21 protein-coding genes are annotated in these 23,031 nt (G+C 35.2%); 15 read left to right on the top strand and 6 right to left on the bottom strand.

What is annotated here, in order from left to right:
* Positions 1–11: 11 nt before the first annotated feature.
* Positions 12–434, top strand: coding sequence for a hypothetical protein (locus KFD70_RS21380; RefSeq protein WP_336453298.1), 423 nt, complete (start codon positions 12–14; stop codon positions 432–434).
* 60 nt (positions 435–494) lie between these two features.
* On the opposite strand, the gene KFD70_RS21375 is transcribed toward KFD70_RS21380, so the two are convergent.
* Positions 495–3,278: a GTP-binding protein gene (locus tag KFD70_RS21375; protein WP_336453299.1), complete on the bottom strand. Its 2,784-nt coding sequence runs from the start codon at positions 3,276–3,278 to the stop codon at positions 495–497.
* Between the two features lie 433 nt (positions 3,279–3,711).
* On the opposite strand from KFD70_RS21375, the gene KFD70_RS21370 reads away from it, so the two are divergent.
* Positions 3,712–4,308, top strand: a complete 597-nt coding sequence (locus tag KFD70_RS21370; protein WP_336453300.1) for a DedA family protein — start codon at positions 3,712–3,714, stop codon at positions 4,306–4,308.
* 9 nt (positions 4,309–4,317) lie between these two features.
* Here the strand turns inward: KFD70_RS21370 and KFD70_RS21365 are convergent, their stop codons facing one another.
* From KFD70_RS21365 to KFD70_RS21355, 3 genes are all read right to left on the bottom strand, one after another.
* Positions 4,318–4,746, bottom strand: a complete 429-nt coding sequence (locus KFD70_RS21365; protein WP_336453301.1) for an EamA family transporter — start codon at positions 4,744–4,746, stop codon at positions 4,318–4,320.
* A 414-nt stretch (positions 4,747–5,160) separates the two neighbouring features.
* Entirely contained in the window at positions 5,161–5,307 is a 147-nt protein-coding gene (locus tag KFD70_RS21360; protein WP_000817786.1) for a BH0509 family protein, read from the bottom strand.
* A gap of 153 nt (positions 5,308–5,460) precedes the next feature.
* Positions 5,461–5,877, bottom strand: coding sequence for a pyridoxamine 5'-phosphate oxidase family protein (locus tag KFD70_RS21355; protein WP_336453302.1), 417 nt, complete (start codon positions 5,875–5,877; stop codon positions 5,461–5,463).
* Between the two features lie 170 nt (positions 5,878–6,047).
* Here KFD70_RS21355 and cax point away from each other — a divergent pair, with 170 nt between their 5' ends.
* Together cax and KFD70_RS21345 are read left to right on the top strand one after the other, a co-directional pair.
* Complete coding sequence (gene cax / locus KFD70_RS21350) at positions 6,048–7,103, top strand: calcium/proton exchanger (protein ID WP_336453303.1); 1,056 nt, start codon at positions 6,048–6,050, stop codon at positions 7,101–7,103.
* A 98-nt stretch (positions 7,104–7,201) separates the two neighbouring features.
* Complete coding sequence (locus tag KFD70_RS21345; RefSeq protein ID WP_336453304.1) at positions 7,202–7,999, top strand: YfkD famly protein; 798 nt, start codon at positions 7,202–7,204, stop codon at positions 7,997–7,999.
* Positions 8,000–8,045: 46 nt separating this feature from the next.
* Here the strand turns inward: KFD70_RS21345 and yfkAB are convergent, their stop codons facing one another.
* Positions 8,046–9,173: a radical SAM/CxCxxxxC motif protein YfkAB gene (gene yfkAB, locus KFD70_RS21340; RefSeq protein WP_336453305.1), complete on the bottom strand. Its 1,128-nt coding sequence runs from the start codon at positions 9,171–9,173 to the stop codon at positions 8,046–8,048.
* 258 nt (positions 9,174–9,431) lie between these two features.
* On the opposite strand from yfkAB, the gene KFD70_RS21335 reads away from it, so the two are divergent.
* The 8 genes from KFD70_RS21335 to truA all read left to right on the top strand — a co-directional run bounded on the left by KFD70_RS21335 (position 9,432) and on the right by truA (position 17,929).
* Positions 9,432–9,614 (top strand): SE1561 family protein, encoded by a 183-nt coding sequence (locus KFD70_RS21335; protein ID WP_002174720.1) that lies wholly within the window; start codon positions 9,432–9,434, stop codon positions 9,612–9,614.
* A gap of 393 nt (positions 9,615–10,007) precedes the next feature.
* Entirely contained in the window at positions 10,008–11,531 is a 1,524-nt protein-coding gene (fumA, locus tag KFD70_RS21330) for a class I fumarate hydratase (protein WP_336453306.1), read from the top strand.
* Positions 11,532–11,660: 129 nt separating this feature from the next.
* Complete coding sequence (gene pdaA / locus KFD70_RS21325) at positions 11,661–12,443, top strand: delta-lactam-biosynthetic de-N-acetylase (RefSeq protein ID WP_336453307.1); 783 nt, start codon at positions 11,661–11,663, stop codon at positions 12,441–12,443.
* Positions 12,444–12,502: 59 nt separating this feature from the next.
* Complete coding sequence (locus KFD70_RS21320; RefSeq protein WP_336453308.1) at positions 12,503–13,366, top strand: DNA-3-methyladenine glycosylase family protein; 864 nt, start codon at positions 12,503–12,505, stop codon at positions 13,364–13,366.
* Between the two features lie 10 nt (positions 13,367–13,376).
* The gene (rlmD, locus tag KFD70_RS21315; protein ID WP_336453309.1) at positions 13,377–14,756 is read left to right on the top strand and encodes a 23S rRNA (uracil(1939)-C(5))-methyltransferase RlmD; all 1,380 of its coding nucleotides are present in this window, start codon (positions 13,377–13,379) and stop codon (positions 14,754–14,756) included.
* A 210-nt stretch (positions 14,757–14,966) separates the two neighbouring features.
* Positions 14,967–16,100 carry a helix-turn-helix domain-containing protein gene (locus KFD70_RS21310; protein ID WP_336453310.1) on the top strand — a complete coding sequence of 378 codons (1,134 nt, stop codon included), beginning with the start codon at positions 14,967–14,969 and terminating at the stop codon, positions 16,098–16,100.
* The gene (locus tag KFD70_RS21305; protein ID WP_336453311.1) at positions 16,084–16,854 is read left to right on the top strand and encodes a CPBP family intramembrane glutamic endopeptidase; all 771 of its coding nucleotides are present in this window, start codon (positions 16,084–16,086) and stop codon (positions 16,852–16,854) included. The genes KFD70_RS21310 and KFD70_RS21305 overlap by 17 nt, the downstream gene beginning before the upstream one ends.
* Positions 16,855–17,191: 337 nt before the next feature.
* The gene (gene truA, locus KFD70_RS21300) at positions 17,192–17,929 is read left to right on the top strand and encodes a tRNA pseudouridine(38-40) synthase TruA (protein WP_336453312.1); all 738 of its coding nucleotides are present in this window, start codon (positions 17,192–17,194) and stop codon (positions 17,927–17,929) included.
* Positions 17,930–18,043: 114 nt separating this feature from the next.
* Here truA and KFD70_RS21295 read toward each other — a convergent pair whose 3' ends face one another.
* The gene (locus KFD70_RS21295; protein WP_336453313.1) at positions 18,044–19,450 is read right to left on the bottom strand and encodes a sigma-54 interaction domain-containing protein; all 1,407 of its coding nucleotides are present in this window, start codon (positions 19,448–19,450) and stop codon (positions 18,044–18,046) included.
* Between the two features lie 304 nt (positions 19,451–19,754).
* Between KFD70_RS21295 and KFD70_RS21290 the strand changes: the two genes are divergently transcribed.
* The 3 genes from KFD70_RS21290 to KFD70_RS21280 all read left to right on the top strand — a co-directional run bounded on the left by KFD70_RS21290 (position 19,755) and on the right by KFD70_RS21280 (position 22,948).
* The gene (locus KFD70_RS21290; RefSeq protein WP_336453314.1) at positions 19,755–20,009 is read left to right on the top strand and encodes a biotin/lipoyl-containing protein; all 255 of its coding nucleotides are present in this window, start codon (positions 19,755–19,757) and stop codon (positions 20,007–20,009) included.
* A 104-nt stretch (positions 20,010–20,113) separates the two neighbouring features.
* On the top strand, positions 20,114–21,535 hold the full coding sequence (locus KFD70_RS21285) for an amino acid permease (protein ID WP_336453315.1): 1,422 nt from the start codon (positions 20,114–20,116) through the stop codon (positions 21,533–21,535).
* Positions 21,536–21,673: 138 nt separating this feature from the next.
* Positions 21,674–22,948, top strand: coding sequence for an acetylornithine deacetylase (locus KFD70_RS21280; protein ID WP_336453316.1), 1,275 nt, complete (start codon positions 21,674–21,676; stop codon positions 22,946–22,948).
* Positions 22,949–23,031: the final 83 nt, after the last annotated feature.

Genomic DNA, 23,031 nt, shown 5'->3' with positions numbered 1-23,031 from the left:
GAAGTGATAATATGGAGGATATTATTGGACACATTCTAGTAGGGATTGGTCGGGCAGCAATTGCATTAGGTGAAGTATGTGTTGATGCGGGGAAAGGCATTGTTAGAGGAACGATTGGTGTTGTAAAAGTAGCTGGGGACTTTATGTTAGATGAAGTGGTAGAGCAAGTGGTGGAAAGGTTATTTGAACGAGAAAAACGAAAAAAGAAAAGAATGAAGAGGCATGTGGAAAAGCTAAAGGGGTATGCATGGTTCAAAGTTTTATATGAGGATAAGCGCTGCCAGGAAGTTCTAAATTATAATGAAGTATATAGAAATTTATTAAGTAAACGTCGGTATATACATAAGTTAATTCATAAAGAAGAAGAGAGAAAGAAGTTCATTCATCGTGTAAGAGTTGATGCAAAAGTTAATGATGTTATTTGGGATATGTGAAATAGAATATAAGCAAAAAACCAAGCAATTGTTATGATTTGCTTGGTTTTTTGTTCTTATCTAAATGGTTGGCGCCTTGTTACTTTCTACTTTTGATGAAATCGGTTTATTATTTAGCATGAATTTGTATTGTAATAACTGCAATTTAAACAATGTTAAAGGATCGTGATATGTTTCTGGATTTGTTCTTAGTTTTGTTAATGCATTTTCGTCCTGATTTATTTCGAGATGTGCGGCTTCCACAGTCTGTTTTAATATGCTAAGAGGTTCTTTAAAGAACATCATAATATCGCGTTCTAATGCGCTTTCGAATAATTCAAATTGAAGGAAGAACTGTTCAGAAATCGTTGTTGTTACTTCTGTATAGTCTTCGGTCTCAATATAATTTTTGTATTTGTTGTAAAGCATGGATTGATTTTTTTGCATGTTACCGAATAGTTTTCCCGCACTTTTTAATAGAAATTGTGTTGGTGTAAAGCGTAGTAAAATATTTACGTCATCAACTTTAATTCGGTTTGTCATTCTAGCAACATCTCGACGCCAATCATCAAGTAATTGAAAATCACATGGTAGTTTCATGCGTTCTTCTTCGTATAATTTATTAAATGTTTCACTCATTTCATCTAAATAAGATTGACTTTGAATAAACTCATTATGTGCTTTTTCAATCCATTCCTGAATAGAATGAGTAAATTTAGGTAATATCACTTGTTGCAAATGTTTTTGTATTCTTTCATTCATTGCTACATTTAGTTCTTCAGGAACTTGTTTAAAGTCACTATCTTCCTGAACTAGATCAGAGCAACTCTGTAATAATTCAGGGATTTGATCATGAAGGTCATGTATAATTTCATCTTTAGTTAAACGATATGAGTCTGTGATAGAGCGAGTCTTATCTTTTTCAATAGCAGTTAGATTATTAATAAAGCCATTTAGCTTTACTAAAATGTGTTTGTTCCAACGAATGGATTTTACTAACGTATTTTCTAGTTGTATACGTTCATTTAACAGATACATGATGGTCTTTTGAATAAACCATAATAGTTTTTCTGTGCGTTCTGTTTTTATATTTCTATTATTAAAGTTTGAAGTAATGGACTCTGTTAAATCACTTAGTTGCCCACTGCTCTCCTGTAAAGGTGAGTAAGAGAATACGCGTGCATTTGGAAAATGTACATGTATTTTAGACTCGATTTCAATTCGCTTTTTATTTGCTGCTTCCTCACTAAGAATGGTATCAATTTGATTTAAAACAAATTGAACTTGTAAAGTTGGTAGTTGTTCTTGCATGTACAGAAGTGTATCAATTTCTTCATCAAGTAACGATGAAGAGGTATTAAGAACATATAATAGATTATCAGCTGCATGTAAGTAATCTAGATTTGTATTTTCTTTATTTCCATTTCCATCAAAACCTGGTGTAACGATAAATGAGAATTTATTTTTTCGTAAAAATCTACATGGTAGTTTAAATTCAATACATTTCTGTTCAAATTCTGTTTTTGGAGGAATGGCCATCATTTCGTAAAGTTCATCCAAATTGGAAGTCTTTCGTATTGTTAAATCGGTGAGTTCTGTAAATTCAGTTTGCGCATTATCTTTAAATACGATAGCGGCCTTAGGCGAATCTTTTAGTATATTTTCTCCTAATATAGAATTGATAAAGGCTGATTTACTAGTATGATTTGTACCTGTAACGAGAACTTGTTGTACGTTTACATCAGAAAGTTCCCGAACAAGCCATGTGAAAGAATGACTTAAGTCTACATCATTCTTTTCTGCCCATACGACAATCGTTTCAAAAAGATTTGAGACCTTGTCTAGTTCAACTGCGTTATATGTTGTGGAACTAGAAAGTAGTGTTTCAGTGCTTTTTACAAGTAATGTATCGAGGCTCTTAGGTGAAACCTCATTCCATGCTAATGTTGCAGCAGAAACAAATAGAGAATGTTCTGCTTTTGTTAAGCTAAACCAATTCGTCAACAAGTCTGGAATAAGTTCTTGCAGTTCATGCATCAAGTATTGTCCTGTAATTAATTCGCAGTATGTGTCTTGATAAAGCGTAACAATTTCATCCCATGCGTCGTAAGAATCTACTTCGACATGTAAAAACAGGTGATTAATTGTTTGAATCCATACTAAGTAGGTTGATTCATCTTGATAGCTTTTCCAAAGAGATAAGACCAGTTGCTTAAATTGAACCGAATCGACTGTATATAAAACTTTTAATGCTTCATAAAAATATTTTGGTTTCATTTGTTTTGTGAATCCTTGATTCACATAATTTGTTAAAATCTCAAACCAATGTAATGATTTCGTCCGAATTCCTTCTTGTACAGCAAGGTCAATCGCATTGTTCCAATCCTGCTGTTTTTCATAAAAGGAGCGAGCGATAGCAGTGATATTTGGATAGTCTGGTTGGAAAGAAACAGCTTCACTAATGACCTTAAAAGCAAGTCCTAAACGATTTTGTTCCATGTACAGAGAAAGAAGTTGTAAAGACACTTCCATTGTTAATGTAACGTCTTCTGCTTGAATCGATGTATAAATTTTTTCAGCCATTGAAAATAATCCTAATTCAAAATAAGCGTCTGCTATATTTTTTTTTGCCCATAGAGAGAGGTCATTGTTTACTTTCTCCCATTTGAAAATGGCTGTTTCGAAATCCTTCTGGTGATAATAAATTTCTCCTTGTGCGAAACGAATGTTAGAGATATTAGAAAAATTATTTTGAGCTTCATTTACATATGCTTCCCCAAGAACTTGAGGAGCTTGAATAGAATCCTGTTCAGTTAAGAATGTTTCATAGTATACCTTTTGAATCAAATGTTTTTCTATGGTCATGTTTTTTCCCCCTGTATAATTTAGAAAAATGATTTTTATGTAAAAGGGTGTATAGTACTCTATATGGACAGAAGCTGCATTTTATAGTTTTAAATATATGTTTATTGCCTATATCATTTTCCTTGAGAGTCAAACCGTTGCTAAATGTAACTTTTCTTTATTGTAACAAAAATCCCGCTTGTGAAGTCGGATTTTCTTATAATTATGAAGTGAAGTATAGATTTATCCCGCTATTGGTGAACAATATGCACCAATATCTCAAGATGTTGAAAAGTGACGATTAAAAACAGTGAGAGATTTCATTACAGATCAAATGAATAGGAGTAGAGTTCATTATAAAAACGATGTATAGTGAATATGTATACCATGTTTGCTAAAAAGATAGAGAGGGCACAATATGGAATAACGATCGTGCATAGGATGTGTCATCCGAATGGAACAACATATTGGTGAGTTAATCGCACATTATGGATATTTCGGAATTATTATAGCTCTTGCGGGTGGAATTGTAGGCCTGCCAATACCAGATGAGTTTTTGTTGACGTTTATTGGGTATAATATTTCGAAAGGAATTATGTCCGGTCCAGTTGCTTTTTTAAGTGGAATGGCAGGTGCGGTACTTGGAATTACATTGAGTTATTTACTTGGTTTGAAATTAGGCCTGCCTGTATTGAAAAAATATGGTCCGAAAATTCGAATTAAAGAAAAACAAATTGAAAAAACACATATTTTATTTGAGAAATATGGTCCTGTTTTATTAATGATTGGATATTTTATCCCGGGAGTACGCCATTTGACAGCATATTTTGCGGGAATGTCTAATTTAACTGTATGGCGATTTTGTTTATATGCATATAGTGGTGCATTTATTTGGATTAGCGTTTTCATTGGGCTTGGGTGGAAGTTAGGAGAGAAGTGGCGCTTTGTTGAATATAGTTTACATCACTATGGAATATGGATTTTAATTATTACAGTAGTGGTTATAGTTCTTGTATGGCTATACATAAATAAGAAAAAAAACCGCTCATGAAGCGGTTTTTTAGCTAAAAGCGATAAAAAGGACACCTGCTGTAATACATACAACACCCATTCCAGTCATGAAATTTAATTTTTCACCTAATATAATCATTGCAAGAATAATTGCAAATACAACGCTTAATTTATCTACAGGAGCAACTTGTGAAACCTTTCCTGTTTTCAAAGCGAGAAAATAAAAGAGCCATGATGAGGCACCAGCTATACCACTTAAGGTGATAAACAGCAGTGCTTTTTTATTCATTAGAACGTCACCGATATTTTGAAATTTTCCTTGTATCATAATGACGCCTATCATGAATAGTGCCATGATGATTGAACGGATAGTTGTTGCCACATTGGCATCGATTCCTTCTAAACCAAATTTCCCGAAGATGGATACAAGTGCTGCAGCAATTGCTGATAATAATGCGAATAATAGCCATGAACTCATAGTAAAATTCCTCCAGTCTTGTATCATTATACATGAAAATAATTCTCAAACATAACATGTATTAATAAAATTTGCATACAAAGATATTTAAATGTATAAGCTATTGGTATGAAAACAAAAGGAAATATCTTCGTTGGCTCCTTTTGCTTTCACTTGGCGCGGGCCCTTTTTTACCCTGCTTTAACGGGCTGTAATACTCCCACCTCAAAACTTAAGAGTATGCGAAGAAGTTTAGGTGGGAGATAAACAGCCCATAGAAGCCCGATTGGTGAGGGCCGACAATCAGTGGAGGATGGAGAAAGCCCCCACTGATTGAAGTTTCACTTTATCTAAAAAGAAAAATTTTGAATTTATATAGAAATATAACTATAAAAATAGCAAAAGGCTCACCTGTTAGGTGGGCCTTTTGCTCTATTATTCTGCAATTTCTTCATATAAAAAGTACGTTACATTGTAAATATGTTCTACTTCATCATCTGTCATAAATAAAAGTTCATCACGCTCAATTCCTTTTTTCTTTTCGATAAACTCAATCATGTTTTTCCGTTCTTCTCTTTTCATCATTTTTATTTCTCCTCCCAATCTGTTTTAATACAGTTTATTTAAGTTAATGCTATTATATAACAGAATCTTTAGAAAGTTCCAGCTTTTTTATATTTTTTTACTAAGAACTTTTCGACAAAACAAGCCCTGTTAACAGAGCTTGTTTTCGTACTACAGTCGTAAAAACTCTGGTTGAGTCGTGCCATCGCTATCGATGTAGTAAATTGTATTTGGATTAATTTTTATCAGTACGTAGTTTGGATCTTCAGCTCCTAGCAGCCAACGTTTTAAACTATTATTCCAAAATTTATGTTTTAATGTTGGGTCTTCTTCAATTGAGGCAGTGCCTTCTACTTCAATATAATCTTCATCCCATTTCTTTCCTTCTCGTCCAAGCAGTACATGAACATTTGGGTTCTTCTCAATATCTGTTAATTTTTTTGAATTACGATCTGTTGCGACGTATAGCACAAAATCTTCATGAAAAAACATCATAAAACAGCTATGGGGTTTATTCTCACGAATGGTGGCTAACACACCTGTTCTTTGTCCTTGAATAATAGTTGCGATTTTTTCTTTTAAGTGCATTTTTTTACCCCTTTCTATTATTTGAAAGTTTTGTGTGAAAAAATTTATGATCTTATATACTTTTTTCTTCAATCCCATTTTTTAAACGTATTTGTGATGAAATGGGACAAGTTAGGAGAAGAATAAGAGTAGTAGTGAGGAGAAATACATACGATGGAAGGATGGAGGATATGTTCAATAAAATTTTCTTAATACTTGCATTGGCTGGTGTACCGCTTTCTATTCTTGGAAATACATTGCATTGGCCACAAACAATTATGTTTGCTGTATATTGCGTTACAATTATTGCTCTTGCTGCTTTCATGGGAAGAGCGACAGAAAGTTTAGCTATTGTTTCTGGACCAAGGATTGGTGGATTATTAAATGCAACGTTCGGGAATGCAGTTGAGCTTATTATTTCAATTTTTGCATTGCGAGCAGGATTAACGGAAGTTGTACTTGCTTCACTAACAGGTTCTGTTCTTGGAAATTTATTGTTAGTTGGCGGTCTTTCCTTTTTCGTAGGGGGACTCAAGTATAAAAGGCAAAGCTTTAATGTTTATGACGCAAGACATAACTCTGCCTTACTAATATTTGCAGTTGTCGTGGCATTTGTTATTCCCGAAGTTTTTTCGATGAAGATGGGGATAGAGAAAACATACCAATTAAGTATTGGAGTTTCAATTATCATGATCATCATGTATTTAGCAGCACTGTTTTTTAAGCTAGTTACACATCGTGGTGTATATCAGCATAAAAGTGATGAAGTAGAGCATGAAGAAGAACCAGAATGGTCAAAGGGGAAAGCCTTGCTTATTTTGGCGATTGCAACAGCGGCTGTAGCTTATGTATCAGAGGCACTTGTTCACACATTTGAAACAGTTGCACAATCATTTGGCTGGTCGGAATTATTTATCGGAGTTATTATTGTTGCCATTGTTGGGAACGCAGCTGAACATGCCTCTGCAATTATTATGGCTTATAAAAATAAGGTAAATATTGCAGTTGAAATTGCAATCGGTTCTACATTACAAATTGCCATGTTTGTTGCTCCTGTACTCGTATTATTATCGATGTTCTTTACAATGAAAATGCCCCTTGTATTTACAATGCCAGAACTTGTAGCAATGATTACCTCTGTCTTTTTAACAATTGCAATTTCAAACGATGGAGATACGAACTGGTTTGAAGGAGGAACATTGTTAGCTGCTTATTTCATTATGGGAATTGGTTTTTACTTGTTATAAAAAGTTTGGATAACAATGTCATGGAGAGAAAACAATAGAGGTAATTAATAGTTATTTAAATGATTTATATATTCTTAAATTAGGAAGGAGTAAAGCAGGTGAAACGAGTATGTAGCATATGTCTTTCAACTATGGTCTCGTTTATTTTATTATTTCCTTGCAGCGGTTTTGCAAAGACAACAGTAAATGTAAAGATGCCTTCATCTGTTTTGAATATTTCAAAAGGAAATACCTATCCAAATACAGTGCAAGATTTGCCGCATTTGCAGCCAAGTCAACTTGCGAAAGAATTGCTGAAAACATCGGATATTCGTATTGAAAATCCACACTTAATTCGAATGTTTAATGAAACTTCGATTTCAAATGCCCCCCTTGCAGTGGGATATAGGGCGAAAATTTATTTGGGACAATGGCCTTTAAATTATGAATCAACAGATACAACAATGAATTGGGAATATAAGCAAGTGAATCGTAATGTGTATGACAACCGTGGTGTAGAGAAATTATATCCACTTCGCTACAAACAAGAAGCACAAAAAACTGTAGAAGGCGGTTTAACAGCATATATTAAAGATGCGGAAGATGTTAAAAAAATGATTCTTTTAAAGGCAATGGAAAAGGTGCAGTTACCGCTTTCTTTTAAAACAACCATTGGTTATGGCACCGAGAATGAGCGTGTATACAATATCAGTCCTAAACAACTTGGATATTTATATGCATATACACCAGCAGTAAATGAAAAAGGAAAAGTTACATTTGGAGAAGTATACCTTGTTTTAAAAGGAAATCAAAAGAGGCTTTTGATTAAAAATATTACGTCACAAGGAATTGGGGCTGCAATTCCAATTCAAGATTATTTGTCATTTAAATTTATTTCTTCACCTCATCCACAATAATAGGATAAATACAAAAACGTCAGCGCAATTAGCTGACGTTTTTGTATTAAAGTGTAATATTTGTTTCTTTTGTTAAGAAATCTTCGGTTGGATAGTAGCTGTTTTTTACAAGGATATTCGGTCCAAGGCATTTTACAGCAGGACAGTGACAGCTTAATGACTTTGCTGTTTTTGAGCTGCACCATTTGTCATATGCTTCTTGTAATGTGTTTGTTTGTATATTACCAAGTAGTGGAATATCCCCAAAATCTGTTACGATAATATTGCCATCAAAAATATTTACATTTAAGCGGGAACGTCCATCTGGGTCATTTCGGACAGTTACATTTTTGCTTGTGTGTAATTTTTTTAATGTAGCTAAATCACATTCATCATCACTACATGCGTAGAATGGGAGTGTGCCAAATAGCATCCAAACGTTTTCATCACGAATATCTAATAAATGTTCGATCGCACTTCGAATTTCATCTTTTGTTAAAATTTCAAGGTTGCTAGCAAAATCACTTGGATACATAGGGTGTACTTCATGACGTTTACAGCCCATTTCTTCGACGATTTGACGGTGAATGTGTTCGATATGTGGTAAAGTACGTTTGTTTAACATTGTTTCTGCTGATACAAGAACACCTGCATCTGATAAAGCTTTACTATTTGTAATCATTCGCTCAAATAGTTTCGCACGTTGTTCATAAGTAGGTTTGCGATCCATCATGGCAAATCCACCTTCAACGAAATCATCAATTGTTCCCCAGTTATGTGAAATATGCAACACATCTAAATAAGGAATAATTTGTTCGTAACGGGCTAAATCTATAGTTAAATTTGAGTTGATTTGAGTGCGAACGCCTCGTTCATGGGCATATTTTAAGAGTGGTGTTACATAGTTGTCGACGGATTTTTTTGAGAGCATCGGCTCTCCGCCCGTAATACTTAGAGAACGTAAATGAGGAATCTCATCTAATCGCTTTAATAAAAGTTCCATTGGAAGCGGATTTGGATCTTTCGGCTGTAATGTATAACCAACAGCACAATGCTCACAGCGCATATTGCATAACGTTGTCGTTGTAAACTCAACGTTTGTTAATAGTAATTTGCCGTACTCTTCAAGGTCCATATACGCTTCCCATGGATCGTAAGAAGGAGTAATCGGCTTCATTGTTTGTGATATACTCATCTGAAATACTCCTTTGACTATTGAAATAACAATTTGTCCATCCTCTATAATAGAAGAATATAGACGTTTTATAAAGTGAAACTTTTTGTAACAAGAATTTCTTGATTTTCTTATTTCGTTTTAAAAGAGAAAGAAATCGCATTACATTTCTGTTTATATAGAATAAAGTACTGTGACAAAATTGATGAAAATTCATGTTCATGGTGATCATTTTTGCGGTATAATAAAAGCAACTCGAATAAAAAGGAGAGTGCCTTCGTGGGAAAAGCAATTCAAGATAAAGATTCACAATTAGTATATTTGAAAGAACGTTTAAATATGTTCATCGAAGTAATCGATACAATTGAACCAGAAGAAGTAGAATTAGAAGATGTAGATCGTCTTCTTGCAATGTTAGATGAATTAGAACTGAAATGTGAGCAATTTAAAAAAGACGAATAATATAAAGTGAAACTTTAATCGGTGGGGCTTTATTATCTCCCTCTGATTATTAACCTTCACCAATCGGGCTTTTACGGGCAATCTCCTGCCTAGCTTCTTTGTTTCCGCCAAATTTTGAAGTAGGAATTATTGCCCGAAAATAGCGGGATAAAACGGCTGCCAATTATATATTGGTAGCCGTTTTTTGCAAGTGTGCCGTTTAAATTAGAAAATATCTCGATTTCTATCCTATTAAATAGAAGGAATATGGAAAAAAGGGTATAATCAAGTTGTGAAAAATTCCATTTGATCTTAAGAGTCATGAGATAAAAAAGAAAAGACTCTAGAGAATGAAGAGTGGAAATTTCATTTCGTAACGTTTTGGTAGCGTTCACAATTGAGGGGGAAGTAACAATGGAAAAGCTTCAAGAAAGTATGTATCAACTAATTGTTGAAACATCGACGAATTTGCCGAAAGATGTTCGTCGTGCAATTCAACGAGCAAAAGAACGAGAAAATGCAGGGACTCGTTCAGCGATGGCACTTGGCACGATTACAAATAATATTAAAATGGCAGATGAAAATATCTCGCCGATTTGCCAAGATACAGGGATGCCGACGTTTAAAATCTATACACCAGTTGGTGTGAATCAATTGAAAATGAAAGAGGCCATCTATAGTGCGCTTGAGCGGGCGACAAAGGATGGGAAACTTCGTCCAAACTCTGTTGATTCTCTTTTTGGAGACAATAGTGGTAACAACTTAGGACCAGGTACACCTGTGATTAAGTTTGAGCAGTGGGAGAAAGATTATATTGATGCTCGTTTAATTTTAAAAGGAGGCGGCTGTGAGAACAAAAATATTCAGTACAGCTTACCTTGTGAATTAGAAGGACTTGGACGAGCAGGTCGTGATTTAGAAGGAATTCGTAAATGCCTTCTTCATGCAGTATATCAAGCACAGGGACAAGGATGTAGCGCAGGTGTAATCGGTGTTGGTATCGGGGGAGACCGCACGTCAGGTTATGAGTTAGCAAAAAATCAATTATTCCGTACATTAGATGACATGAACCCAGTTCCTGAATTACAAAAGCTTGAGGAATACGTATTAGAGAATGCGAACAAGCTTGGTATTGGTACGATGGGATTTGGCGGTGAAACAACTTTACTTGGTTGTAAAATTGGCGTATACAATCGTCTGCCAGCTAGTTTTTATGTATCTGTTGCATACAATTGTTGGGCGTATCGTCGCCTTGGTGTAACCATTCATCCTGAAACAGGTGAGATTATCGATTGGTTATATCAAGAAGGTGAAAATACACTTCAGCAAGAAGAAAGTCAAGAGAACAGTGAACAGCGTGAAATTGTATTGCAGGCACCAATTACAGAAGAGCAAATTCGTGAACTTCGCGTTGGTGATGTCGTTACGATTAACGGAATGATGTACACAGGTCGTGACGCAATTCATAAGCATTTAATGGACAATGATTGTCCTGTAGACTTAAACGGACAAATTATTTATCACTGCGGTCCGGTTGTTGTGAAAGATGAAAACGACAATTGGAAAATTAAAGCGGCAGGTCCAACGACAAGTATTCGTGAAGAGCCATACCAAGGTGACATTATGAAAAAGTTCGGTATTCGTGCTGTCATCGGTAAAGGTGGAATGGGAGCAAAAACATTGGCGGCACTAGCTGAACATGGCGGCGTATATTTAAATGCAATCGGTGGTGCTGCACAGTATTATGCCGAATGTATTAAAGAAGTGAAAGGTGTAGACTTCTTACAATTTGGTATTCCAGAAGCAATGTGGCATTTGCGTATTGATGGTTTTAAAGCTGTTGTAACAATGGATTCTCACGGTAACAGCTTACACGCAGATGTAGATAAAACATCACTTGAAAAATTAGCAACCTTTAAAGAACCCGTATTTAAATAAGTAAAAAATGCATCTCGAATCATTCGAGATGCATTTTTTGTTGGCATATATGGAAAAACATGCTCAGCATGAAAGAAATATTGAAAACAGAAACTACAGGTACGATGATATATGGAAAGGAGACTATTTATGAAGCATAAATGGTTATATATAGGTCTCATTTTTTCAATTATAATGGCACTTGTTCCAGTTTCGACTTTCGCGTATACGAATGCACCAAATCACTGGGGGATTCCACGAGCGAAAAATGAGACACCACCAGATGCAGGGGAAAAATTTACTAATTTAGTCCACAATAATGGTGGCTTTTATCTGGGAGATACAAAGAAAAAGGATATATACTTAACATTTGATAATGGATATGAAAATGGATATACTGCAAAAATCTTAGATGTATTAAAAGAAAAGAAAGTACCGGCCACATTTTTTGTAACAGGTCATTATATAAAAGGGCAAAAAGATTTATTGAAACGAATGGTAAATGAAGGGCATATTGTTGGTAATCATTCACAGACTCATCCAGATTTTACAACAGTAAATGATGCAAAACTTCGTGAAGAATTGCAAAGTGTAACAGATGAAATTAAGAATGTTACTGGACAAAAGGAAGTAAAATATTTACGACCACCCCGTGGGATTTTTAGTGAACGTACATTAGCGCTTGCAAAAGAAATGGGCTATTATAATGTATTTTGGTCACTTGCTTTTCTTGATTGGAAAGTCGATCAACAACGAGGATGGCAGTATGCGCATAATAATGTTATGAATATGATTCATCCGGGAGCAATTATTTTATTACACGCAGTGTCAAAGGATAACACGGAAGCATTAGCGAAAATCATTGATGATTTACGCGAGAAAGGGTATCATTTTAAAAGCCTAGATGATTTAGTAAAAAGCAATCAACCGTAAGCATGTATGCTTACGGTTTTCTCATGATATAATGATGTGTAAAAAGGATGGGGAAACGTATGTGGAGCGAACATGTTACGTTAAAGGATCCGTACCATTTTGAAGAGGTGCTCAGGCGTTTGTCTTTTGACCCACTAAATGTTGTTCAATTAGAAGAGAAAATCGTTTATATCCCACTTCTTATGGGTGAAGAACAAATTGTTGTCCGCGTACAAGGAATTGGTACGCTTCAAAATCCGCAATTTTGGATTTCAAGCCAGACAGGTGAACAAGAAAAAGTTATGAAACGCATCTATTCCATTTTTCAATGGAATGAATCTTTTCAAGATATACAAACCCATTTCAGAAACACATCATTACGTCCACTTTTTGAAACATATGCCTATACACCGCTTATTTTAGAGTTTGATTATTTTGCTTGTCTTCTTCGTTGTATTATTCATCAACAAGTTCATTTAAAATTTGCTACGGCTCTTACAGAACAATTTGTAAAACGATATGGAACCGAGAAGAATGGTGTTTTCTTTTTTCCGACACCAGAAAGGGTATCAAAAATTTCAATAGAAGAGCTCAGAAATCAGAAGTTTAGTCAGCGGAAAGCGGAATATATGGTAGGGCTAGCAAAACATATTGTGGAAGGTAAGTTAAACTTAGTGGAGCTAGAAAATCAAACAGACGAAGAAGTATCAGCACAATTGTTACCAGTGCGAGGTATCGGTACATGGACGGTGCAAAATTTTTTATTATTTGGACTCGGGCGAAAAAATATGTTTCCGAAAGCAGATATCGGGATTCAGCGTGCGCTTCAAGGTGTATTTCAATTGGAAAATAAGCCAGATGATGCACTGTTAGAACAAGTGAAACAAGAGTGTGAACCATACTGCAGTTATGCAGCGTTATATTTATGGAAAAGTATAGAGTAGAGGTGTAACAATGGTACAAAAGCAACAAGAGAGTAAGTTGGAAGTTGGCCAAACGTTTCCTGTGACAATTAAACGTCTTGGGATTAACGGAGAAGGCGTTGGTTATTTTAAGAGACAAGTTGTCTTCATTCCAGGTGCATTACCAGGGGAGGAAGTTGTTGCAGAGACAACGAAAATTCAGCGTGGTTTTGCAGAGGCGAAAGTAAAAACGATTCGTAAAGCTTCAACGCATCGTGTGAAAGCGCCATGTCCAGTGTATGATAAGTGCGGTGGCTGTCAGCTTCAGCATTTAGATTACAAAGAACAATTAAATCAAAAGCGTGATATTGTTGTACAAGCGTTCCAAAAGTATATGAATCATAGTCTGGAAGAGAAAATTCGCCCAACACTTGGCATGGAAGACCCATGGCATTATCGTAATAAAAGTCAATTACAAGTGGGACGAAAAGATGAAAAGGTTATTACGGGACTATATGAGCAAAACTCACATCGTTTAATTGATATTGCTCATTGTATGATTCAGCATAAGGCAACGAATGAAGCAACAAAAGTTGTAAAACGTATTTTAGAGAAATTAAATATTTCTATTTATAATGAGCGTAAAGGAAAAGGTCTTGTACGTACAATTGTAACGCGCGTAGCAGTTCAAACGGGGGAAGTGCAAGTTACATTAATTACAGCAAAAGACGAATTCCCGAATAAAGAGCAATTTATTGCAGAAATACAAAAACAAATGCCATCAGTAAAATCGATTATGCAAAACGTAAATGGTCGTAAAACATCCGTTATCTTTGGAGATAAAACGTTCCGCTTAGCTGGAAAAGAAGTCATTCAAGAAACACTTGGTGATTTATCATTTGAATTATCAGCACGTGCATTCTTCCAGTTAAACCCAGAACAAACTATTGTCCTTTATAATGAAGCGAAAAAAGCTGCTGCGTTAACAGGAAAAGAAAAAATCGTTGATGCATATTGCGGCGTTGGGACAATTGGACTGTGGTTGGCAAATGATGCAGCAGAAGTACGTGGTATGGATGTGATTCCAGAAGCGATTGCAGATGCAAGGAAAAATGCGAAGCGTCACGGATTTACAAATACGAAGTACGAAGCTGGTAAAGCAGAACAATGGTTACCAAAGTGGGTTAAAGAAGGCTGGCGTCCAGATGTAATTGTGGTTGATCCACCTCGTACAGGTTGTGATGATAAATTATTGGAAACCATTTTAAAAGTGAAACCAAAAACGGTTGCATACGTCTCTTGTAACCCTTCGTCATTAGCGCGTGATGTGAAAACATTAATGAAGAGCTATGAAGTGGAGTATGTACAGCCAGTGGATATGTTCCCGCATACAGCACATGTTGAGAATGTGGTTAAGCTTGTTAGAAAATAAAAAATAAAGAGCTACAAATGTTTATACATTAGGCTTTCCGAAGTTTCTACACTTTACGTGGTAATTTCGGGAAGCCTTATTTTGTATTTTAGTCGATTTCCATTAAAAGCTATTTAAAGTTTCCTTGCAGTTGATTTTAACAACTAAAGTCAACTTTAAATCTATGGTTAGAATGTTATGAAAACATATAATTATAAGTGAGGTGACGAAATGAAAGAAATTAATATTGCTAAAACACTTATTGCAAAGCGTAGAGAAAAAGGAATTACACAAGAAGAACTGGCGGCATATATCGGTGTTACAAAGGCGTCTGTTTCAAAATGGGAAACATATCAAAGTTATCCGGATATCACCTTTCTGCCTCAGCTGGCAGCATATTTCAATGTTAGCATAGACGAACTAATGGGATATGCACCGCAAATGACACAGGATGATATTAAAAAGTTATATCACAAACTGGCATCAGATTTTGCTGAAGAGCCTTTTGACGAAGTAATTGAAGAATGCAGAGCGATTATAAAAAAATATTATTCCTGCTTTCCTTTATTGCTTCAGATGGCCGGGCTGTTTGCAAATCACCATATGTTGGCGGCAGAATCGGAAAAACGGATAGAAGTTCTTGAGGAAGCTATCAGTTTATGTATTCGGGTAAAAACAGAAAGCGAGGATGTTTCGCTTGCAAAAGAAGCGGTCTCATTGGAAGCTATCTGTTATCTCGTTTTACAAAAACCACAGGAGGTCTTGGGGTTACTAGGTGAAACCATTCGTCCGCATTCTCCGGATGATGAAATGGTAGCACAGGCGTATCAAATGATGGGAAACGTGAAAAAAGCTAATGAAGTTATGCAAATTAGTATGTATCAGCACTTGATACGACTGGTTGCAGTAATACCACCGTATCTACTGCTAAATGCGCCAAATGCAGAAAAAATAGAGGAAATCTTACAACGTACTTTTGTCCTTGCAGATACTTATGGCTTAGAGAAGCTACATCCCAATACGATGGTCAAGGTATATAATACGGCTGCACAGGTGTATTGTATGCAGGGAAATTATGAAAAGGCATTGGATATGTTGCAAAAGTATTCGGCTGTCTGTACTTTGAATTTTTCCTTATATAATTTACATGGCGATTCTTACTTTGACGCTATTGATGATTGGTTCGAGGAATTTAAGCTAGGATCAAAGACTGTTCGGAACAAAGAGACTATCAAAGCAAGTATGCTGCAAGGGATTATAGAAAACCCTGCATTTGCTATTTTGGCGGAAATACCAAGATATAAGAGCATCGTTGGGACCTTAAAATTTAAATTGGGGATGAACGAATATGAAAAAAATTTATAAGAGCGCATTAAAATTTTCACTTTATATGTTACCAATAGGTATTATTGGCGGAGTACTAAGTGGATTTTATAGCTTTTTATTGATGAATCAGGAAATGCATAATCAGATATTAGCTCAGACGTCGAAAGAAATGTATATTTTGATTGTAAGTATACAAAGTGGTATTTTATACGCTGGCATTATGGGGTTTTTTGGGTATGTTTTAGCGGATAAGGTAAACCTGCTAAAAAAATTTAATTTTGCTAAGAGGAACGTTCTAATTACGGTAGGCATTAGCACTGTAGCTAGCTTGTTTTTTATAATATTGGATAACTTTATTTTTGCCAGAATGATGCCTGAAGTTGCAGCAACTTATACGAAAGATAATTATTCACTGCTTTATTTAGTAACGTCTGTTATTTATGGCGGAGTACTAGAAGAAATTATGGTGAGATTATTTATTATGTCATTGATTTCTTTTATCTTATGGAAACTGTTTGCCCGTAGTAAAGAAAAAGAAAATATCCCAGTTTGGATATTTGTATGTGCCAATATTTTATCAGCGCTATTATTTGCAGCAGGGCATATTCCGGCAACAATTCTAACCTTTGGAGCTTTGAATACTCTCCTTCTGATACGTTGCTTTTTACTCAATGGTATTTTTGGAATGATTTTTGGTTGGCTATATCAGAAGATGGGGTTGCAATATGCAATAATAGCACATGCGTTAGTGCATGCTATTCGTTATATTATACTTGCTGGCTTCCTTCTATAAAGGATGAAAGATTAAGTGTCTGATTATTCTGTTTGTTGATCGCGTTGTTAAAGAAAATAGAATATGATTGCTACCGTTTTCCGAGCGTAATTGAAATGTTTGTAAATCAGCTTCTTTACTTGCTGTTCAATAAGAAAAGTTATGAATGTATATAAGAGAATGGAGCTTGCAGTTATACTACTTTCATGTGTAGAATGTAGAGAAGCTTATTTGCAAGTAGACTTAAGTCATAAAAAGATATGATAATTTATTTAAAATAAGGATACGTTCCCTCACAAAGTAGGAGTTATGTGAGGGATTATATTTTATTTAGCCATTAGAAAGCAAGGAGAATATAATGAATAACTACAAATTAACAATTCAATACGACGGTGGACGCTATAAAGGTTGGCAGCGACTTGGAAATAATGATAATACGATTCAAGGCAAAATCGAAAGTGTATTATCAGAAATGATCGGACAAGAGATAGAAATCATTGGTTGCAGCAGAACAGATGCTGGTGTACATGCTCTTAATCAGGTAGCTAATTTCAAGATTGAAGAGAAATTATCAGAACCGAAAGTTAAAAAGTATTTAAATCAATACTTACCAAACGATATTAGTATTACTGATGTAGAGTTAGTTCCAGAACGCTTCCATGCTCGCTACAACTCAAAATCGAAAACGTATTTATATAAAATTTGGAATGAGGAACATACAAATCCGTTTATGCGTAAATACAGTATGCACGTTCCGAAAAAGTTAAATATTGAAAGTATGAAGAGAGCAGCTCAATATTTCATTGGTTCACATGATTTTACTGCTTTTTCGAATGCCAAATCGAAAAAGAAATCTATGGTTCGAGAAATATATATGCTTGATGTCACGGAAAGTGAAGGTTTTATCCAAATTCGAGTGAGCGGAAATGGATTTCTTCACAATATGGTGAGAAAGATCGTTGGAGCATTAGTAGAAGTTGGCTTAGGTCAGTTAGATGCAGATGCGATCCCGCAAATTTTAGAGGCGAAACAACGAAATCAAATTAATTGTCTTGCAGATGCAAGTGGATTGTATTTGGAGAAGGTAGATTTTTAGATAATTTTGTAGTTGATATAGATATAAATCAAAAAAGGAAGGGGGAACAACCCTTCCTTTTTTTGAGTGTACTTATAGAAATTGTAAAGAAATCAATATGATATATAGGTCTTCTTAGCTGTTTAAATTATATTTTTTTAATCGATATTGCAGGTTTTGCCTACTAAGTCCTAAAAATTTTGCTGTTTGTGAGATATTCCCTTTATTTTCTTTAAGAATTTGATCAATGTATTCCTTTTCCATTTCTTTTAGTGTGTTCTTCAAAGGTTTAGGTGTATCATTGGTATTCTGACTATTTATTGGCGGATGGAAGCCATATTCTCTTTTGGTTAGTTCATAAAAGCGTGTAGGGATATGGACTGTTGTGATGATTTCTTCCTCTTCTATTAAGTTCATAGTGCCTTCAATCATATGTTCTAACTCCCTTACATTACCAGGCCAATCGTAGTTATAAAAGCAGTCTTTTACGTTTGAATCTATTCCTTTTACTTTTAAGCCAAATTCGATATTATATTTTTCAATAAAATGATGAACAAGCATGGAGATATCTTCTTTTCGCTCTCTTAAAGGTGGAAGAAATAAAGTTACAACGCTTAATCGATAATATAGGTCTCTCCTTAATCGATTGTGTGTTATAGCTTCAACAGGGTCTTCATTAATGGTTGCTATGATTCGGACATCTACTTCTTTTTCTTGTGCTCCTCCGACTCTGCGTATTGTTTTATCTTGTATAGCACGCAATAATTTAGCTTGAAGAGCTGGACTTAATGAGTTAATTTCATCTAGCAATAAAGTCCCACCATTCGCTTCTTCAAATAAACCAGGTTTATCTATTGCACCTGTAAAAGCGCCTTTGTTCGTTCCGAATAATAGACTTTCCATTAGGGTCTCTGGTATAGCAGCGCAATTTTGTGAGATAAAAGGCTTTGTTGAACGATGACTTTTATTATGAATACTTTGCGCAAATAATTCTTTCCCAGTTCCTGTTTCTCCTACGATAAGTATGGAGGATGATGTACGTGTGACTTTTTTTGCTTCGGTAATGATCGATTGAGTTTCCCTAGAATTACCTATTATATGATTAAAGGTAAACTTAGTATTTTGTCTTCGAGTAAGACTTGTTTTCATCATTGGCTTTAATTGGGTAATGTCTTTTGAAATTTCAACAGCCCCTTTGATTTTTCCATTTTCTATTATGGGGAAGGTATCATTAATTGTTGTAATCTCTTTTCCTTTATTATTAAAATAAGTCTGTTTTACGTTTTTTTTAGTTTTTCCGAGTTTTAGTGCCTCTATAAGAGTGCTAGTTTGATTCTCTTCAAATGCAAATACCTCCAAAGGATTTTTATATAGTATGTCTTTACGATCCATCGATTCTATTTCCATCATTTTCCGATTGTAGATTATCGTTTTACTTTCCTCATTAATAATATGGATCCCAATATCAAGTTCATTGAGTAAATTTTCATATAGCATATTCATCTCAACTAATTTTTTGAAATTGATTTCTTCTGTATGCATGTATCATCTTCTCCTCGTTATACCCTATGAAGACTGACTTTTTATAATTTTATTAAAATTCTTGTAAAACCGCAAAATTTTTTTGCACTTTTTCTATTAAAAATTTTAAAATGCTAGAAAAATTTTTGCGCTTATTAAGCTTTTTACCGTATGAAATTCTAATTTTATATAAAAATTGGGGTTGGTATGTATCTTGCATGAATAGAAGTTAACAGCACTAAGTTTAAAGATTAGGGTTGAGTTGAAAGTTCTATAGGATGTGCAACTTTTCAGCAGCACTTAATAAGAGAGAGGAGGTTATAAAATGAAGGCGGTCATAGAAAACGTGTACAGTCCTTGTTATGGGAAAGTAGAGAAATTGTTTGTTAAAGAGAATTCCTATGTATATGAGTGGGAGAAATTAGCGTTAATTGAAACAATAGATAAAGAGAAAGTAGAAGTTAAAGTGGGAATCAGTGGTGATATCGTATTGTTAGAAGTAGAAGAGGGACAAAGTATTACTAATAAAACACGATTAATAGCAGTAAGAGATGACATGTTAATAACAGGTAGTGATTAATACAGCCTTTAGACATTACTAGTTTCTAGTATCCTTTATATTTTTTTAAAAAAATTAAAGCGTTTACATAAATGTGTCCTTACAAAACTAAAAGGGGGATTTATATGGCAAATCAAAACCATGAATTAAAGCGGGAGTTGAAAAGTCGACATTTATTTATGATTGCACTTGGGGGAGTTATTGGTACCGGACTTTTCCTAGGGTCAGGTTATACAATTCATGAGGCTGGACCTGGAGGAGCAATTGTAGCTTATCTTGTTGGGGGATTTGTAATGTATTTGACGATGCTCTGTCTTGGAGAGCTGGCGGTTGCTATGCCTGATGCAGGATCTTATCAAACATATGCTACAAAGCATATTTCACCTGCGGTTGGTTATGTAGTGGGGTGGATGTCATGGTTAAACTGGTCCGCTACGATAGGAATTGAGTTGATAGCAGTTAGTATCTTAATGAAACGTTGGTTTCCAGATGTATCATCGTGGATTTGGTGCGTAGTTTTTGCTGTTTTGCTTTTTGCTATTAATGCACTATCTTCAAGAAGTTTTGCAGAGGTCGAGTTTTGGTTTGCAAGCATTAAAGTAATTACGATTATTGCATTTATTATTTTAGGCGGGGCAGCTATGTTTGGTTTCCTAGATATGAAAGGAAATGAACCAGCGCCAATGCTTTCTAGCTTTACTGATTATGGAGGATTGTTTCCAAATGGGTTAACAGCTATTTTAATTACAATGATTGCAGTTAATTTTTCCTTTCAGGGAACAGAATTAGTTGGTATCGCGGCTGGAGAGAGCGAAAATCCAGAGAAAACCATTCCAAAAGCTATTAATAATACAGTTTGGCGTATACTCGTTTTCTTTGTACTGTCCATTTTTATACTTGCGGGACTATTCCCTTGGCAACAAGCAGGAGTGATAGAAAGTCCATTCGTAGTTGTATTTGATAAAATTGGTATTCCTTATGCTGCAGATATTATAAATTTCGTTATTATTACAGCGGTACTATCAGTAGCAAATTCTGGATTATATGCAACTTCTCGTATGCTATGGTCTATGTCTAATCAAGGGATGATTAGTCCGGTTTTTGGTAAGTTATCTAAAAATGGTGTTCCAATTTATGCATTAATTGTAAGTACCATTGTTGGTTGTCTCTCTTTATTATGTGGTATATATGCAGAGGATACAGTTTATTTATGGCTTCTTTCCATTGCAGGATTCGGTGCAATATTGGTCTGGGCATCTATTGCTTTATCTAATCTCTTGTCTAGAAGAACATACTTAAAGCAAGGGGGAGATATTAAGGACTTGAAATTTAAAACACCATTGTATCCATTTGTTCCACTTCTTGCTTTGGGATTAAATTTAACGGTAATTGTTAGTATGGCGTTTATTCCGGAACAACGAATGGCACTGTATTGTGGTATTCCATTTATGATCGTTTGTTTATTGTTTTACCGTGTTACGAAAAATAAGAAAAGTAAAATGGAACGTATTGAAAAGACGGATACAACAGAAGTGCAAAGTTTGTGAGGAGATTCTAATTTATGAATGAGTAAGAGAAGGTTTATCTTAAGTTATAGATTAAAAGAGACAGTTAAATTGTAAACTGTTTCTTTTTTTGTGAGAATAAAGTTGGAAACATACTTTATATGTAAAGGGGAACTAGCAATGGATCAAGTAGTTTTACAGCTATTAAAACAAATCGATTCACGAAAAGAAGAGCTACTAGAACTTACAAAAACATTAATCCGCTTTGAAACGCCAGCACCACCAGCAAGAAATACAAGTGGAGCACAGCAATTTGTCACTGATTTCTTGAAAAAACGTGATTTTACAATTGATAAATGGGATGTCTATCCGAATGATCCGAATGTTGTTGGTGTAAAAAAGGGGACAGCTAGCGATTCGCATAAAAGTTTAATCATTAATGGACATATGGACGTGGCAGAAGTATCAGTTGATGAGAACTGGGAGACGAGCCCTTTTGAACCATTTGTGAAAGATGGATGGCTAGTTGGGCGTGGTGCAGCTGATATGAAAGGTGGATTAGCTGGAGCCTTATTTGCGATTCAACTTTTGCAAGAAGCTGGAGTTGAATTGCCTGGAGATTTGATTTTTCAGTCAGTAATTGGAGAAGAAGTAGGAGAAGCAGGTACACTTCAATGTTGTAAACGTGGATATGATGCTGATTTTGCAGTAGTTGTGGATACGAGTGATTTACATATGCAAGGCCAAGGAGGCGTCATTACAGGATGGATTACAGTAAAAAGTCCACAAACATTTCATGATGCAACGCGCAGGCAAATGATTCATGCTGGTGGCCGTTTGTTTGGAGCAAGTGCGATTGAAAAAATGATGAAGATTGTACAAGGTTTGCAAGAGTTAGAAAGGCACTGGGCGGTAATGAAAACATATGAAGGGTATCCATCAGGAATAACAACGATTAATCCAGCTGTTATTGAAGGTGGGCGTCATGCGGCTTTTATTGCAGATGAATGCAAGCTCTGGATTACAGTACATTTCTATCCGAATGAAACACATGATCAGGTTGCAAAGGAAATTGAAGAGTATATTGGCAGGGTGGCTGCGGCTGATCCATGGCTTCGTGAAAACCCACCACAGTTTAAGTGGGGCGGAGAATCGATGATTGTTGACCGGGGTGAAATATTTCCTTCACTAGAAGTAGACAAAGAGCATCCAGCAGTACAGAAACTTGCTGCGGTACATGAATCTACATTACAACGCAGTGCAACTCTAGATATGTCAGCAACAGTAACAGATGGTGGGTGGTTTAGTGAGTTCAATATTCCGGCTGTCATTTATGGGCCAGGTACGTTAGAAGAAGCGCATTCTGTAAATGAAAAAGTTCAAATTAATCAATTAGTAGAGTTTACGAAGGTTATTACTGCTTTCATATATGAATGGTGTCATACACAAAAATAAGAAAAATTTAAGGTTTTGCTAATAAAACGGTAAGGTACATCATGTAAGATAAGAAGTACCTGTCGTGGAGACGTACAAACTGG

The organism is Bacillus pfraonensis (genome assembly GCF_050768835.1).
GTDB lineage: Bacteria > Bacillota > Bacilli > Bacillales > Bacillaceae_G > Bacillus_A > Bacillus_A pfraonensis.
The sequence above is the reverse complement of the archived record's forward strand: the minus strand, read 5'-3'. Positions and strand labels throughout refer to the sequence as shown.